This is a genomic window from Bacteroides finegoldii DSM 17565, from assembly GCF_000156195.1.
GTDB lineage: Bacteria > Bacteroidota > Bacteroidia > Bacteroidales > Bacteroidaceae > Bacteroides > Bacteroides finegoldii.
In genome coordinates this window covers 115604-133009 of the sequence record NZ_GG688317.1, presented here as the reverse complement: position 1 = coordinate 133009, position 17406 = coordinate 115604, and the positions used below count along the sequence as shown (strand labels likewise).

12 protein-coding genes and 1 pseudogene are annotated in these 17406 nt (G+C 38.0%); 3 read left to right on the top strand and 10 right to left on the bottom strand.

Annotated elements, in window-relative coordinates:
- Positions 1 to 91: 91 nt before the first annotated feature.
- The 10 genes and pseudogenes from BACFIN_RS18740 to aroQ form a co-directional block, all read right to left on the bottom strand.
- On the bottom strand, positions 92 to 1732 hold the full coding sequence (locus BACFIN_RS18740; protein WP_007747769.1) for a SusE domain-containing protein: 1641 nt from the start codon (positions 1730 to 1732) through the stop codon (positions 92 to 94).
- 32 nt (positions 1733 to 1764) lie between these two features.
- Positions 1765 to 3711, bottom strand: coding sequence for a RagB/SusD family nutrient uptake outer membrane protein (locus tag BACFIN_RS18745; protein ID WP_007747767.1), 1947 nt, complete (start codon positions 3709 to 3711; stop codon positions 1765 to 1767).
- A gap of 11 nt (positions 3712 to 3722) precedes the next feature.
- Positions 3723 to 7113: pseudogene (locus BACFIN_RS18750) on the bottom strand (TonB-dependent receptor).
- Between the two features lie 154 nt (positions 7114 to 7267).
- Positions 7268 to 8377: a FecR family protein gene (locus BACFIN_RS18755; protein WP_007747764.1), complete on the bottom strand. Its 1110-nt coding sequence runs from the start codon at positions 8375 to 8377 to the stop codon at positions 7268 to 7270.
- 167 nt (positions 8378 to 8544) lie between these two features.
- Positions 8545 to 9087 carry an RNA polymerase sigma factor gene (locus tag BACFIN_RS18760; protein WP_007747763.1) on the bottom strand — a complete coding sequence of 181 codons (543 nt, stop codon included), beginning with the start codon at positions 9085 to 9087 and terminating at the stop codon, positions 8545 to 8547.
- A gap of 124 nt (positions 9088 to 9211) precedes the next feature.
- On the bottom strand, positions 9212 to 10438 hold the full coding sequence (locus BACFIN_RS18765; protein WP_007747762.1) for an FtsX-like permease family protein: 1227 nt from the start codon (positions 10436 to 10438) through the stop codon (positions 9212 to 9214).
- Positions 10439 to 10455: 17 nt separating this feature from the next.
- Positions 10456 to 10788 (bottom strand): 30S ribosome-binding factor RbfA, encoded by a 333-nt coding sequence (gene rbfA, locus BACFIN_RS18770; RefSeq protein WP_007747761.1) that lies wholly within the window; start codon positions 10786 to 10788, stop codon positions 10456 to 10458.
- A gap of 12 nt (positions 10789 to 10800) precedes the next feature.
- A complete protein-coding gene (locus BACFIN_RS18775) occupies positions 10801 to 11439 on the bottom strand; it encodes an O-methyltransferase (protein ID WP_007747759.1) in 639 nt (212 codons plus the stop codon).
- 8 nt (positions 11440 to 11447) lie between these two features.
- Positions 11448 to 12905: a pyruvate kinase gene (pyk, locus tag BACFIN_RS18780; protein ID WP_007747758.1), complete on the bottom strand. Its 1458-nt coding sequence runs from the start codon at positions 12903 to 12905 to the stop codon at positions 11448 to 11450.
- Between the two features lie 31 nt (positions 12906 to 12936).
- Complete coding sequence (gene aroQ, locus BACFIN_RS18785) at positions 12937 to 13359, bottom strand: type II 3-dehydroquinate dehydratase (RefSeq protein WP_022275603.1); 423 nt, start codon at positions 13357 to 13359, stop codon at positions 12937 to 12939.
- 72 nt (positions 13360 to 13431) lie between these two features.
- Here aroQ and xerD point away from each other — a divergent pair, with 72 nt between their 5' ends.
- The 3 genes from xerD to BACFIN_RS18800 all read left to right on the top strand — a co-directional run bounded on the left by xerD (position 13432) and on the right by BACFIN_RS18800 (position 17405).
- Positions 13432 to 14391, top strand: a complete 960-nt coding sequence (gene xerD, locus BACFIN_RS18790; protein WP_007747748.1) for a site-specific tyrosine recombinase XerD — start codon at positions 13432 to 13434, stop codon at positions 14389 to 14391.
- Between the two features lie 136 nt (positions 14392 to 14527).
- On the top strand, positions 14528 to 16222 hold the full coding sequence (locus tag BACFIN_RS18795; protein WP_007747747.1) for a tetratricopeptide repeat protein: 1695 nt from the start codon (positions 14528 to 14530) through the stop codon (positions 16220 to 16222).
- A 112-nt stretch (positions 16223 to 16334) separates the two neighbouring features.
- Positions 16335 to 17405: a thioredoxin-like domain-containing protein gene (locus tag BACFIN_RS18800; RefSeq protein WP_007747745.1), complete on the top strand. Its 1071-nt coding sequence runs from the start codon at positions 16335 to 16337 to the stop codon at positions 17403 to 17405.
- Position 17406 lies beyond the last annotated feature (1 nt).

Sequence of the window (17406 nt, the reverse complement as noted above, 5' to 3'; positions counted from 1 at the left end):
ATTGTTTTTTAAAGAGTGCTATATCATTGTTCTCTTTATTCATATAAAAATCACGAGATTGATATAGCACTCTTAATTTTATCCTGCTTGATTATCTCTTATCAAAGAATACTGTCAGTTCTTTAATATCTAATTCTATGTAATTAACTCCTACAGGTACACTAAAGAAGGCATAGCGGTTATGAGATTGCCCTCCGACTACAGTCTGTTTCTGATTGTAGTCACTCTCTGCAATATCAAGGCAACCATCATAAGATCCTCTGATGGCCTCTGCTGTTGAACCAAAGGTATAGCAACCTGCACTTTGTGGTCCGACTTTAAAGTTCAATCCACCCGGATGTGCATTTCCATCTTTGTCTTTAATGGAATTCTTTCTGGGTAACTCCGCTCCTTTGTATATAAACAAATAAGGATTTGCTAAACTAGGTGTCATAGAATGAGCCATAGTGAATCCTGTATCACCAGTGCCATCTTTAGCCCATCCATCGTATGGTCCCCAAATAAAGACTCTTTCAATAGTGGTAGTCACCGTATTATTGTTCCATGTCCACGAAACAACCATGGGTTTAGGATCTGTTTCGGGGGAGTAAATCGTAACCTTTTTAGTATTTATGTTAATCACAATACGATAAACACCCGCAATCTTAATATTCCAATGATAACCAAGCGCAGCTGTTTCCGGACTCATTGTCGAGATATTCATTGCTGTACCATCTGTAAAATCGCCTGATTCTTCCGGAGCAATAGCCATATCTTTCTGTCCATTAAACAAGATCGGGAAATAAATAGTACCTGGTTGCAGTTCTGCATGGAACGCATATTGATTTTCATCTTCTATCGTGCGAGTCATCTCTACATCTGCGCTAACACAAGTTCCGGCAATATAGATTTTATCAGCTTCTATAAAATTACTAGCCAAACCTATAGTAACGGTACGTGTTTCAAAATCTACCACTACACGATACTGCCCATCTTCAGGAATCACCCAATATCCAGCATTATCTATCCCCTTAATTTTAGCTTCCATTGCTCCATCAGTTATCTGTTGTTCTGCAGCAACTGGTGAAATGGCATTTATCTTATTTTCATCTTTCCAAACAATCGGGAAGTGAAGATTACCAGCCTTCAAGTCACAAATGGAAACATAACGCTTTGGCTGACTTTCCATTGGCAAGATTTCAATATCTTCACCATTAACGGCTGTCCCTGACATATAAAGATGATCTGCAACAAAAGTCTTTTCAGAATACATTTTCACTTTTATAGTAACTGTAGAAACTTCTGGTTTTACAAACTTGGGGCCCTCTACAGAACCGATAATACGGGCTTGTAACTTTACTAAATCACCAGGATGTTGTTTCCACTTTGATACCAATAAATTCTGCAATTCTTTGTGTGTATAACTTTTAGAAAAATCATCATCAATATATTCTCTTATCATTGTATTCGTTCCAAAATTATTATTTTCCAAATCCATTTTATAAAGATAGGAAATATAATAGTCAGAGCCTATTGGGGCAGCTTCCGTCCAGTTTAACGTCAATGCAACCTCATCCGGGGTATCTTCCTTGAGTTCTATTTCATAATCAGAAGGAGTAAGAACTAAACTTGTACGATTGTCGAGCGAATCAGTAGCATCGTCATCATCATTGCATGCTACTATGAAACACGAAGCAAGTGTCAAGAAGAAGAACCGTAAAAGGTTCTTCTTAAATATATATCCGTTTTTCATATCTATATTCAATATATTAATATTATAACTATTTATTGGTTCCCGACAGTCCAGTCAGGAGTTTGTACCAAATTCCAATTCTTATCAATATCGTCCTGTGGAATAGGCCACCAATAGCTTATAAATTTACGTGTCTGATATACTGTACGAGTATAATATTTATTTCTATAGTCCGCATCGGATACTTTAATATAAGCATTCATTCCATAAAAATCACCATCCAATACTGTCTCAGCTAATTTCCAGCGACGCAGATCATTAAAACGAAGTCCAGATTCACAATTCAATTCCACACGCCTTTCTTGACGAATTAACTCGCGCATTTCTACAGGATCTGATGGGGCTGTTATCTTGCCTTCTTCAGCTGAAACACTATATTCGGGAATACCCGCACGCTCACGAATCAAATTGACATATTTCAAAATCTCATTTTGATTAGCAGTATAAGTCCCCTTCTCAATGCTATATTCATTTAACGCCTCAGCATAACTTAAATAGATCTCTGCCAAACGACATAGTGCACCATGACGATTTTTATAATCTCCACTGCCTTCTTTGGGATTTGCAGATGGATCTACTCTCTTACGTACCAGATAGCCACTCCATGGGGCATCATGAGAAGGGCCACCGTCTTTACCATCCATATAAAAATCAGTATTTCTCTTACCTCCAATATGCCATTGTTCATTATGCAATACTGAAATATAAAAGCGAGGCTCCCGGCCACAATACATTTTATATGTATTAGCATCTACAACTACATTCTCATCTTTATTACGGTCTCCTTCGGAAGACCCATACTCCCATTTTGTAGAATAGGTTTCTTTTTGTGTACTAAAGCCTGTCTCTGAATAATCAGCATCTGGATTAATTTTAGGAGAGCCATCCGAATTATAACCTAAAATAGGTCTCTGCCCGTTTCTCATAAAAAAAGCATCAACCAAAGATTGGGTTATTCCGATCGCTCCCACTCCATTAATACCCAAACCTCGTGGGATACAGTTCTTATCATACCATCCACCGGAATCCATTGTACGAACAAACAATAACTCTCTGTTGGCTTCGTTCCATCTCTTCATCACTGCATTCTGATAAGAAAGGAAAGGATCAATATCACCATTATCCAAATATTCATAATGCAAATGATAGCCAGCGGCTTCCGCCTCATCGATAACCAGTTTACAAGCATCTACTGCCCTTTTCCATCGTTCCGGATCATGTACAGAATTAAAGATAGGGGTTCCATCAATGTTTTTTATATTCGCCAATGCAGGATTACCATTCACCAAGTCACTGGCAGCAAATAATAACATACGCGCACGCATTGCCAAGCATCCGACAGAAGTTACACGACCATATTTCTTATCTTCAGTTTGAGTGGCAGGTAATTGTTTTGAAGCTTCTAACATTTCCTGATCTGCCCAATCAATTACATCATAAAAAGGCTCTTGTTTCAACATCAAGTCATCAGCCGAAGTACTCTCACTGGCCTCGCGAATAATAGGGACTGCACCATAAGCTATAGCCATCATTGAATTATAATAAGCTATAAAAAAACGACATTCTGCTTTCATAAAGTCTACTTCTTCAACCGGTACAGCCTCTAGTGGATGAGCATGTTTAATAAACAAATAAGCAGAGCGGATATATTTTGGATAATTATTCCAATAAGTAATTACTCCAGGACTGTCTGCCGTCCAGTTACCTTTTTGATACTGAATGGCTTTAAATCCTTGTGCTTCCCAACCAACCGAAGGAATCAATTCATCAGCTATGGCATCTGGACCATCATAGGTATAATATTCTGGTAGGCCGCGATAAATATATGCCAGCCAACGTTCCATATTCTTTTTATTCTCAAATACTGATTCTAAGTCCAACTGATCGTCAGGTTGCTTATCCAAATAATCAGAACAAGAAGAAAAGACAAATATTGTAATAATACTTAATGCTATAAATTTTAATATGCTATTTTTCATATGCGCTACTATTAGAATTTAATTTCAAAACCTGCAGATAACGATTTCATAATCGGATATGCAGCCCCCGTATTATTTTCTACTTCCGGATCCCACAAATCAAATTTTGAAAATGTTAAAAGATTTGTTCCTCTCACAAAAAAACGAATGCCTGATATTACTGTAGTATTTCTCCACAAATTCTTTGGCAAAGAATAACCAAGTTCAATGTTTTTTAAACGTAAAAAACTCATATTCTGCAGCCACCATGTAGATGGTTGGTTATTATTACTATTTATACCATCATCCAAACGTGGATAAAATACATCCTGACTTGGATTGTCTACAGTCCAACGATCATTTGCATTAGTAAACATATTGCCTGTCACTCCTCTATTGGCACCCGGAATAATGCTTGATCCTAATATATTCCAACTACGGCCTATTCCTTGAAAAAGAGCTCCAAAATCTAGATCCTTGTATTTCATATTCAGTCCAAAGCCATATACTATCTCCGGATCTTTTGTTCCTCCAATTGGAGATTTATCAAATACATCTACTTTACCATCACCATTGACATCTCTGTATCTGATATCCCCCGGACGTAATTTACCTACAAAACTTTGAGTCGGAATTCCTTCTTTCAGTTTACCTGTACTTACGTCTTCAAAGTCGTCTGCCGTAAACAAACCTTCTGCTATATAGCCAGTTAATTGTCCTACCGGATGTCCTGTTTCAGCACGGTTAGTACCAACTACTGCACTAGGTTCATCCTTTTCTGTTATTTCATTATGAGCATAGGTAAATGTTCCCATTAAGCTGACAAATAAATCCTTGCCAAACTGTTTATTAACATTTAAAGAAACTTCTACACCCTGATTAGTCACTTTTCCAAAATTCTTCCAAGGCTGCTTCATAAATCCAGCTGTCATTGGAACAGACTCACGTGGCATAAATATATCTTTACGGCGTTCATCGAAATAGTCTAATTGCAAATCAATCATACCATTCAGGAAACCTAGCTCAACCCCCAAATTCATCTTATTAACAATCTCCCATGTCAAATCTTGTACTGCAAACTCGCCTTCTGCCATACCAGTTAAGCCATAACTGCTATCCAATCCCCATTTATACATGTTTAATGTCTCATAGTCATCGGTAATTGTAGAGAGGTATGCAAAACGGCGTCCACCTAAATTAGCATTACCTACCTGACCATAGGATGCACGTAATTTCAATTTAGATATGACTTTACGCAATGGTTGCATAAATGCCTCTTCCGATACAATCCAACCAATGGCTCCTGAAGGAAAAAAGCCATAGCGCTTACCTCTAGCAAAATTTTCAGAACCATTATAACCAAAATTAAATTCACCTACATATTTACCTGCATAGGTATAAGATGCACGTCCAGCCAATCCCTGATTACGATATGGCAACTTACTTCCATCATCATAATTACGACGATTAAACAACAACATTGCAGCAACAGCATGTTTATCAGCGAATGTGCGATCGTAAGATAGAGTAGCTTCCATATATACACTCTTGTTCCCATAGTCACCACTTTTTGAATAGTCCAAGAAATTTGTGCCATTGGATTTTGATGCTATAATCAAATTACCTTCATCATCACGTCCAGTTGCAGGTACATAATAATCCGGTGTCTTCCCACGAGAAACTGTACCCGAAGAAAACCTATCAAATGAGAATGTTCCTTTTAGTTTCAATCCAGGAAGCAAAAATTTCAAATCTTGTTCTACCGAAAACAATGTTTCGATCTTACTGTCGCTTTTTCTTTTATATCCACTTTGAGTAGCCCATGCCCAAACATTTGGTTCTTCTGTTGTCGGAATCTGTCCACTAGAATACTGTGCAGGGAAAGCATGCGGAACAGCAACAAACGCTTTCTGAAAAATTTGAGATATATCTTTCGTTGTAGAATTTCTATCTTGCAAATATCCACCAATATTAAAACGCAATTGCGTAGTTGGACTTAATTTCAGATCCACATTCGAACGCACATTATAACGTTGCAATTTAATAGTAGGATCCCAATCATAGCTTTTATCACGTTTCAAAATACCACGTTCATTATACGCAGCAGCAACAAAAGAATAACGTAATGTCTCTGTGCCACCGGATATATCGACTGTTACACGCTGATTCGAAGCATAATCATTTGTAATTGCATCCATCCAATTCACGTCTGGATATAAATCCGGATCATAACCTGAACGGGTTTTTGCAATGCGATCCGTATATTTAGGTTGTTGCCCTGTATCAATCAAGATATCATCTAAAACCTGCATATAATCCGCCGCACCCAAATACTCGGGAAGTTTAACCGGTTGTGTAGCGGCAAATTCAGCCTTTACAGTCACACGAGGTTTACCAACTTGTCCACGTTTCGTATTAATTAAAATAACGCCATTAGCTCCCCGTACTCCATAAACAGCACTTGCAGCAGCATCTTTCAACACAGAAAAAGATTCTATTTCTTCAGGATCAATATTATTCAAATCACGTTCTATACCATCAATCAAAACCAATGGGTTTTGTCCGGCATCCTGAAATGTACTAATACCACGAATCCAGAAAGAAGAGTTATCATATCCCGGCTCACCAGAACGTTGAACAGCTAATACACCGGCAACTGTACCAGCCAAATTATTACTCAATGAACGACTAGTAGACACTTTCAATTTTGCCGGTTCAATTGTGGTAATAGACCCTACTACAGATTCTTTCTTTTGTGCACCATAAGCTACTACCACCACCTCATCCAATTGGCCTACATCCTCTACCATTTGTACATTAACAACCTTTCGGTTATCAACAATTTCCTCTTTAGGCACAAAGCCAATATAACGGAAAGAAAGTACTGACTTTCTCGTAGGAACCATAATGCTATAATTACCATTCATATCCGTTAATGAATGCACTGTAGAATCATTCTTCAAAATGATTGTTACACCAATTAGCGGCTCTCCTTTTTCATCTGAAACGTTACCTGTTACCTTAATACCCTTTTGTTGTGTAGTTTGTTGTACTTTAGGAGCTTCTGGGACCGAAATCGTAATTTGCCTTCCCAACATCTTATAATTCAGCCCTGTCTCTGAAAACAATTCTTTCAACACAGCATCTATTTTCTTATTGGAAACTGAAATGGAGACTTTATTATTCAGATTTTTTTTGAACATTCGCTGAATAAATAAAAATGTACTTACTATGTTTTTCGATATAATCTAAGATATCTTTAACTGTGGTATTCTCATATTGTACCGAGAACAAATCTTCTTCGGAATTCCATCGGATAGAATTAGTACCGAACGAAGAACTAGGAATCATAAAAAAGACGTTTATAATACAAAAAAGCTTAAGTCTTTTTTTTAAGTGTAAAAAAATACTTTTCTTTACCATAAAAATTTCTTTTTAGGTTAACAATTTTGGATTTATTGATTTAACTAAGGAATTACTATCGGGTAAATACGGCAATATTTATCCGATTTTTTGTGTCATGATGATAATCTGTTCTTCATAGGCAAGCATATTTAAAAGATTAATTAAAAAGTTATTATTTATTCAAGTATATACTAGTATCTCTTTTTTCTATCGTAAATGGCAATGTTTGCTGAATACATTCAATCACCTCATCTATATCATCTTTCAAATCTAGTTTTCCATAGACCTTCTCACTACCTACCAATGGATCACACTGTATGGATACACCATAATAAATGCTTAGCTTCTGAATAATCTGCGATAAAGTATTGCCATTCAACAGCATAATTCCATCTATCCAACTAATATATTCAGCTACATCCACTTGCTTCTGACAGACAATTGAACCATCTGCTATATTCAATAAATCATGTGGAGCCAATTGTGCCTTCTTCTCATTCTTATCAGTTACTTCTACTGATCCTTCTACCAATACAATATTGGTCGCACTTCCCCGATAATTGGAAATATTAAACTTTGTACCAAGTACCCGTAATTTAAAATCCTCAGATTCAACAATAAAAGGATGTTTCTTATCATGAGCAACCTCTAGAAAAACTTCCCCTTGAGTATATATCTTACGAATGTCACCTTTAAAACGACGAGGATAAACAACTTTAGACTGGGAGTTTACCACTAGACGAGTCCCATCTGACAGCTCTATTCTAGCCCTCTTACCTGAGGGAACAATCAACTGATTATATTCTTGTTCATCTTTTACCTTTTCTTCTTTAATAACCTGAGAATTAACCGCAACTTTTCCTTCCTTTGAATACTTAATAAAGGCATCTTCATCTAAGTTCAATTGTTCTTTAGCAGTTATCAGAGTTACTTCATCAACAGTCTGGCTATCTAGACCTTCTGCAATAGCTTGTAAGTCTAAATCGACAACAGTTTCTAGATTCATAAAATAAATAGTTGACATACAAATCAGAATAGAAGCAGCAATAGAAGCGGAAGTTATCAACAAATAGTTCCGTTTGCGCTTCTTTTCGCTTTTTTGTATCTTCATACGAGTTCTCTCTATAATGGAAGAAGCATCAATTTTCTCTTGTTCGCAGCTTTCCCAAAAGAACCTCAGCGTCTCACCTTCAGGCATAGTGGTAAAATCATCCTCAAGTTTTTCCTGAGAATTCAACTTACCAAATAAATTTGCAAGGCGAAAGTATTCTTTCAAGTTCATAATCTTTTTTAATGTTGTTCTATAATTAAAGACGCAATTAAAAAAAGAATCTCCTAGTTAAAAATGAACTTTTTTCTCATTTCATATAAAAAAATATATAAGACAGATTTTTTCACGAATAGGCTATTGATAATCAAATAAATAAGGCAAGAATAAAAATATTATTCTCAAAAGCGAATATTTAGTTTCTTAGCAATTTCTTCCAATGCAAAAGCTATATGATTATTTATAGTCTTCACGGATATATCTAATAATGCCGCAATATCTTTATAAGGTAGGCCTTCTATTTTCGCCAAGAAAAAAACATGTTTACATTTCGGTGGTAACTGTTGAATAGCATTGTTTATTTTCTCCATTTCTTCTCTGCTAATCATAGCCTCATCCGGTGATTGGATTGGGGCAAATATAAAATCTCCTATATCATCAAGCAATAAATCTGCCTTTCCCTTCTCTTTTCTCAGATAAGAAAGAGCCTTCCGATAGGTTATTGTTTGTATCCAAGCATTCATATTTTCTATGCCAGCCAAAGTTCTTCTATTTTTCCAAACTTCAAAGAAAACATCACTTACAACCTCTTCAGATGGCTCCTTTTGGCCAATCAAAGCATAAACATAGTGATATAAACGTGAGGAATAATATTCCATAAAACGGCAAAAAGCCGCTTCATCACTGTTTACAATTCTGTCTATGTCATTACTTTCAAGTTTCACGGAAGTGTTTTACAGATTACTTCTAATTAACAAAATTGTGCCAAATATAGTAGTATATTAGGAAATATAAAAATAAAAACCGAATTAAAAGTTATCAATTATAGAAAAGTATATACAATAAATATTACAAAAGTCTTTTACTCAAATATCGCACCGGATACCATACAGAAAGAAAGCCGACCGTTAGAACCGTCACAAAGATAAGTAGCACATCCCAAGCGTGAACACTCACAGGATAGGCATCCACAACAAAAGTACCACCGCCACCACCTAATGAGATAATTCCGAATTCCTGTTGGATGAAACACAAAAGCAACCCTAAAACAATCCCGGAAACGGCACCGAAAAGAGAAATAAGACGACCTTCGAATAAAAAGATACGGGAGATCAGTTTATCATCCGCTCCTAAGCTACGTAATGTTACAACATCATCCTTCTTGTCCAAAATCAACATAGAAAGAGAACCGATTACATTGAAGCAAGCAATCATCAAGATAAAAGTAAGGAATAAATAAGAGATCAATTTCTCGATCTCCATGATACGGAAAACATCCGCTTGCTGCTGATAGCGGTTCTGAACGATAAAATCATTACCTAGTATTTTCTCAATTTTGGCTTGTACAGATGAAACATTTGCACCAGGCTTCAATTTCAATTCTATAGCGGAAACCTCTGTTGTATAATCCAGCAGTTGACGAAGAAAATCAAGAGAGGTAAGAATATACTTTCCGTCATATTCCTGCTGATTGACAACGAAGACAACTCCGGGAGAATAAAGATAATCACGATTAAAGGAAGCACCCGGATTTGCCATATTTACTTTAGCATTCCGTTTGGGTAAATACACTTGAAGAGGATCAACAAATTGAAGTCCCGTACCCAAGGTTGCCACCAACTCTCCCCCCATCACACCGTAATTCACAATAGAATCATGAAGAAGAAAATCACCGGCTCCATAGAGAATACTATCAATGGCTGTCAATTCTTCAAAATTATCCTCTACCCCCTTTAGAACAACCATAGCTTGACGGTCTTTATATTGTACCATCGCATTCTCTTCGAGAGTTTCTGTAAATACATCTACTTCAGGAAGCAGGCAAACTACGCCAATCCGTTTGTCCTGACCATCAAAGACTTTCCCCTCACGAACAGTAATTTTTAATTGCGGGTCGAATGCTGTAAAAAAGCTGGCTACCATATCCTGAAATCCATTAAAAACAGAAAGCGTGCAGACCAATGCAAGCGTAGCAAGAGCTACTCCGCACACAGAAATGCCGGATATGATATTAATGGCATTATGTTTCTTCTTCGAAAAAAGATAACGCCGGGCTATATAAAAAGGAAAATTCAACTCTGCAACAAATTATTTCATTTCAGCAAAGAATCAATCTTCTCAATATAATCCAATGAATCATCCACAAAAAACTTCAGCTCCGGGATAATACGTAACTGATGGCGTACACGGGTTCCAAGCTCATAGCGAATGGTCTTCATATTATCATTGACATTCTTCACTATTTCTTCTGCCTTCTCGGACGGAAAGACACTAAGATAAACACGGGCTATACTCATATCCGGGCTGATACGAACAGCACTTACAGATACCAAAACACCCGGCATTGCTTTTGTCTGAAGCAGAAATATCTCACTAAGCTCTTTTTGCAACAGTCGAGATATCTTATTCTGTCTAGTTGTTTCCATAAATCTACTCCTTTATTTCTTTCTTATAATCGTTAACCCATCACGTAAGGGCAATATCACTTTCTCCACCCGCTCATCTTTTGCTACGAAATCATTGAATGCCTTAATCCCGATCGTCTGAGTATCAGCACTACGAGGCTGTTCCAACACATGACCATCCCACAATGTATTATCGGCAATGATATATCCTCCTTGTGAGAGATGCGCCAGCGTCATTTCGTAATATTCAATATACTTGCGTTTATCTCCATCTATAAAAGCCATATCAAAAATAATCCCCAAATCGGGAACCAGGCTCAACGCATCACCTATATAAAAACGGATTTTATCCGCAAACGGTGATTCCTCAAGCCACGGACGAGTAAAATCTTCTTGCTCATCATTTATCTCAAACGTATGTAACATTCCGCCCTTCTGAAGCCCTTCAGCCAAGCAAAGGGCGGAATACCCGCTATACGTTCCAATTTCCAATATCTGGCGAGGCCGAATCATTTCCACAAACATTTTCAACATCCGCCCTTGCAAATGCCCGGAAGCCATACGGGGACGGAGTAATTTTACGTGCGTATCCCGATAGAGTGCTTTCAGATAGTCATTCTCGGGATCAATATGCTGCAAAATATATTCGTCTATAGATTCAGTCTCTTGCATATAGCTTTTTACAAATAGCGGTTATTATTCGGCAAAACAGTCTCTTCCGCATGCTTCAAAGCATCTTCCACCACATTGATTTCGAGGAATGAAGTCTGCGTACCTTCTTTACCACTACTCAAATATCCTACCATGTCGGAAGGTTGCAAGCGACCTTCCTTCAACAGACGGCGTAAAGCAGCGAAATAGTATTCCTGCCCATTTGCCAATTCCGGCATATAGATCGCCTCTACTCCATAAGAAAGAGCCAGATGACGCATGGTCTTTTCCTTATAACATATAGCCAATACCGGATATTTACCACGGAAGGCAGCCAAATTACGAGCAGTACGTCCACTGTAACTGTCCGTAATGATAGCACGTATTTTCAGTTTAGATGTAGCCTTAACAGCTTGTTTAGCAAGAAATGCCGTAACATCATTACTATTTTCATCCAAAGGAATGCGAATATCGTTTTCCTCCAACTTATCCTTCTCAGCCTGAGCTGCAATCTTAGCCATCGTTTTCACAGCTTCTACCGGATACTTGCCATAAGCAGTCTCCCCACTCAACATCAAAGCATCCGTACGATAATAGATAGCATTGGCAATATCCGTAACCTCCGCACGAGTCGGACGAGGATTATTGATCATCGTATGAAGCATCTGAGTCGCAACAATTACCGGTTTCTTAGCCAAAATACATTTACGAATCAACACACGCTGAATACCCGGAATACGTTCCTGAGGCACTTCTATACCTAAGTCACCACGAGCAACCATAACGCCGTCAGCCACTTCCAGAATTTCGTCGATATTATCCACTCCCTCCTGATTTTCTATCTTAGCGATAATTCTGATATCGCTATTGTGAGCATCCAGAATTTCACGAATATCAAGCACATCCTGACGGTTACGCACAAAAGAGTGGGCTATAAAATCGATATCTTTTTCAATAGCATAAAGAATATTGTTGCGGTCTTTCTCCGTCAAAGAAGGAAGATTGATACGGACACCCGGTACATTCACACTCTTGCGACTTCCTAAAGTAGCTTCATTTTTCACCTCACAAAGCAGATAATCGGCAGTCTTATCAATAACCTCCAATTCCAGGTCACCATCATCAATCAGAATGGTACCACCGATATTCAAGTCATGCACAAAATTGGGATAAGAGACAGCAATACATTCGCGGGTCGTTTCAAGTTCCGGATTACCAACTATTTTCACTTTCTCCCCTATCTTATATGGAATCGGTTCCGCATTAGCAGTCGTGCGAACCTCCGGTCCTTTAGTATCCATCAGAATCGCAATACGGTTGGACACCGCACGCACATTTGCAATCAAAGCTTCAAAACCTTCACGGCTGGCATGCGCAGTATTCATACGCACCACATTCATTCCGGCATCAAATAATTGTTTGATAAAATCCACATCACAACGTCTATCCGAAATGGAAGCTACAATTTTAGTCTGTTTCAATAACATAGTCTTTCTACCTATTTATATATTATAATCTTTATTTATTCTCTAATAATGCCTCCAAAGCCAAACGATACGAGTTCAATCCGAAACCACAAATAACCCCTCTACAGGCACAAGCAATCATAGATACATGCCGGAATTCCTCACGGCTATGCACATTAGAAATATGCACTTCAATCACGGGAGATGTCACAGAACGAATTGCATCCTGCAAAGCAATAGAAGTATGCGTATATGCACCGGCATTCAATATAATACCATCCACGTCAAATCCGACCTGCTGGATGCAGTCTATCATTTCTCCCTCAATGTTCGATTGAAAATAGTCGATCTCCAAGTCAGCATATCTTTTGCGAAGCTCAGCAAGATAATCTTCAAATGTAACGCTTCCATAAATAGAAGGTTCACGCTTACCCAACAGATTAATATTCGGGCCATTAATAATTTGTATCTTCATCGCACAATCCTGTTTTTTTATACCTTTGTATCCAAAGAACAATATTTCAAGGTGCAAAGATAGAGAAAAGAAATGGAAATCAACGAAAAAAAACAGAAGAAGGAACAACAAGCACTGATTATCAGAAAGTATCAGCAGTATCTTAAATTGGAAAAGTCCTTATCTCCTAACACACTGGAAGCTTATCTTACAGATTTGGACAAGCTATTAAGTTTCCTGACCTTAGAAGGGATTAATATCTTGGATGTATGTCTGGCTGACCTCCAACGTTTTGCGGCAGGCCTGCACGACATCGGCATTCATCCACGCTCACAAGCACGCATTCTGTCGGGTATCAAATCATTTTTCCGCTTTCTGATCATGGCAGACTATCTGGAAGCAGATCCCAGCGAGCTGTTGGAAAGCCCTAATATAGGCCTCAAACTCCCGGAAGTACTGACAGTAGAGGAAATTGACCGGATCATTGCCACTGTAGACCGCAGCAAAGCCGAAGGACAGCGGAACAGAGCTATTCTGGAAACCCTATATAGCTGCGGGCTCCGCGTTTCGGAACTTGTCAATCTTAAACTATCCGACCTTTATTTTGATGAAGGGTTCATCAAGGTAGAAGGAAAAGGAAACAAACAACGTCTTATTCCGATTTCCCCCAGAGCCATTAATGAGATAAAGCTCTATTTTACAGACCGGAATCAGATAGAAGTCAAGAGCGGACATGAAGATTTTGTTTTTATCAGCCTACGAAGAGGTAAAAGACTCTCGCGAATTATGATTTTCCACATGATAAAAGAACTAGCACAGCAAGCAAGTATTACCAAAAACATCAGCCCGCACACCTTCCGCCATTCTTTTGCGACTCATTTACTAGAAGGCGGCGCCAATTTACGGGCAATCCAATGTATGCTCGGACATGAATCAATCGCAACAACTGAAATCTACACCCACATCGACCGCAATGTGCTTCGCAGTGAGATTATTGAACATCATCCCCGAAATATTAAGTATCGGAAAGAAAAAGAGTCATTATTTCATTAAATTATGATAAAATCGCCCCCTTATCCATATATTTATATTAAGAATTAATATCTTTGCGTTACTTTTTCTACGTAAAGTAGAAGAAGATTTGTGAATAGACGATATTTCAATTACAAACATTTAATTTATACCTAAAATGACTAAGAAGTTGTACTTGCCTTTACTCATGGCAATGGTTGTTGCATTATTCTCTTCTTGCAGCAAAAAAATGGGTCCGCTGTCAGCTGATTACTTCACTGTTACTCCGCAAGTGCTGGAAGCAGTAAGTGGTAAAGTTCCTGCTACCATCAATGGTAAATTCCCTGAAAAGTATTTCAACAAGAAAGCGGTTGTAGAAGTTACTCCGGTATTGAAATGGAATGGCGGTGAAGCTAAAGGCCAACCGGCTACTTTCCAAGGTGAAAAGGTGGAAGGTAACAACCAATCTATCTCTTATAAGATGGGTGGTAGCTACACAATGAAAACCTCTTTTGACTATGTTCCGGAAATGGCTAAGTCCGAGTTATACCTCGAATTCAAAGCTACTATCGGTAAAAAAGAAGTTACTATTCCTGCTGTGAAAATAGCTGATGGTGTAATTTCTACTTCAGAATTAGTTAACAATACTTTAGGTAATGCTAATCCTGCATTGGGCGAAGACGCTTTCCAACGTATCATCAAAGAAAAGCACGATGCTAACATCATGTTCTTGATCCAACAAGCTAACATCCGTTCAAGCGAGTTGAAGACTGCTAAAGAATTCAACAAAGAAGTTGCTAACGTAAACGAAGCAGCTAACAAGAAGATCAGCAACATCGAAGTATCTGCATACGCTTCTCCAGATGGTGGTGTAAGCTTGAATACTACACTGGCTGAAAACCGTGAGAACAACACTACTAAGATGTTGAACAAAGACCTGAAGAAAGCAAAAATCGATGCTCCGATCGATGCAAAATATACTGCACAGGACTGGGAAGGTTTCCAAGAACTGGTTTCTAAGTCTAACATTCAAGACAAAGAGTTGATCCTCCGCGTATTGTCTATGTATCAAGATCCTGCACAAAGAGAACAAGAAATCAAAAACATTTCTTCTGTTTACAAAACTTTGGCTGACGAAATCCTGCCTCAGTTACGTCGTTCTCGTTTGACTTTGAACTACGAAATCATCGGTAAGTCTGACGAAGAAATCGCTAAGCTGGCTTCTTCCAATCCTTCTGAATTGAATATCGAAGAATTGCTGTACGCAGCTACACTGACTAACGATCCTGCTAAACAAGAAGCTATCTATACTCAAGCTACAAAACAATTCCCGAACGATTACCGTGCTTACAATAACTTGGGTAAATTAGCTTATCAAGCTGGCAACATCGATAAAGCTGAATCTTATTTCAAGAAAGCAGCCAACGTAAACGCTTCTCCTGAAGTAAACATGAACTTAGGTTTGGTTTCTTTGATGAAGGGTGACAAAGCAGCTGCAGAAGCTTACTTCGGTAAAGCTGCCGGTACTAAAGAACTTGGCGAATCTATGGGTAACCTGTACATCGCTCAAGGTCAATATGAAAGAGCTGTAAACTCATTCGGTGACTCTAAGACTAATAGTGCCGCATTGGCTCAGATCTTGGCAAAAGACTACAACAAAGCTAAAAATACTTTGGCTAACGTAGAAAGACCGGATGCTTACACAGACTACTTGATGGCTGTTTTAGGCGCTAGAACTAATAATTCTTCTATGGTAACAAGCAGCTTGAAAAGCGCAGTTGCTAAAGATTCTTCATTGGCTAAGAAAGCAGCTACAGACTTGGAATTTGCAAAATACTTCACAAATGCAGATTTCATGAACATCGTTAAATAATAGAATTACCACTCTATTTTAAATATTAAGAATTGCCTGTCATTACAAATGACGGGCAATTCTTTTTTTTATCTGCAAAAAACCGTACTTTCGCAGAAAAGAAATAAAAGCAATGAAAAAGAGTAGCATTTTAATCCTCATAGCCATCTGTCTATTCGGTTGCAGCAAGTCTTCTAAGGAAGTAAACATAACCGGAGAAATCGAAGGATTGGGAACAGATACACTTTATCTATACGGTATGGACGAATTGCACGACCAAATAGATACTATTTTCACCAAAGACGACAAGTTCTCTTATTCAACCCCAATAGACACTATTACCTCCGCTTTTCTGCTCATTAAAAATCAGATAGAATACCCTATTTTCCTTGATAAAGGGAATAAAATCAAAATAAAGGGAGATACCGGCAATTTGAAAGTCCTAACCATCGACGGCAATATATACAATGAAGAGTTTACAGCCTTCCAAAAAGAACTGAACGGCTTAAACAGCCCGTCCGAAAAGGATTTAGAACAAAAAGCAGAAGAATTCATACAGCAACATCATTCATCTTTCGTAAGCCTCTATCTACTAGATAAATATTTTGTCCAAAAAGAATCTCCGGACTTCAATAAGATAAAAAAACTAATTGAAGTCATGACAGGAATATTGCAAGATAAATTATATATTGAGAAGTTGAACGAAACCATATCCCAAGCCGAAAAAACCGAAATAGGGAAATATGCCCCCTTCTTTAGTTTGCCTAATACCAAAGGAGAAAAAATTACCCGCACATCAGAAGACTTCAAAAAGAAAAACCTTTTAATCAACTTCTGGGCTTCTTGGGGAGATAGTATTTCCAACCGTCGCAACAACAATGAACTAAAGGAACTTTATAAGAAGTACAAAAAGAGTAAATATATAGGTATGCTCGGTATCTCTTTCGACGTGGACAAGAAAGAATGGAAAGACGCAATAAAACGTGACACGTTGGATTGGGAGCAAGTCTGTGATTTCAGCGGACTTAATTCAGAGATTGCCAAACAATATACCATCAAGCAAATTCCCGCAAACATTCTTCTGTCGGCAGACGGAAAAATCCTGGCTAAAAATCTCAGTGGAGAAGATTTGAAGAAGAAAATCGAAGAAGTCGTTTCCGCAGCAGAAGAGAAAGATAAAAAAGACAACAAAAAGAAAAAATAAT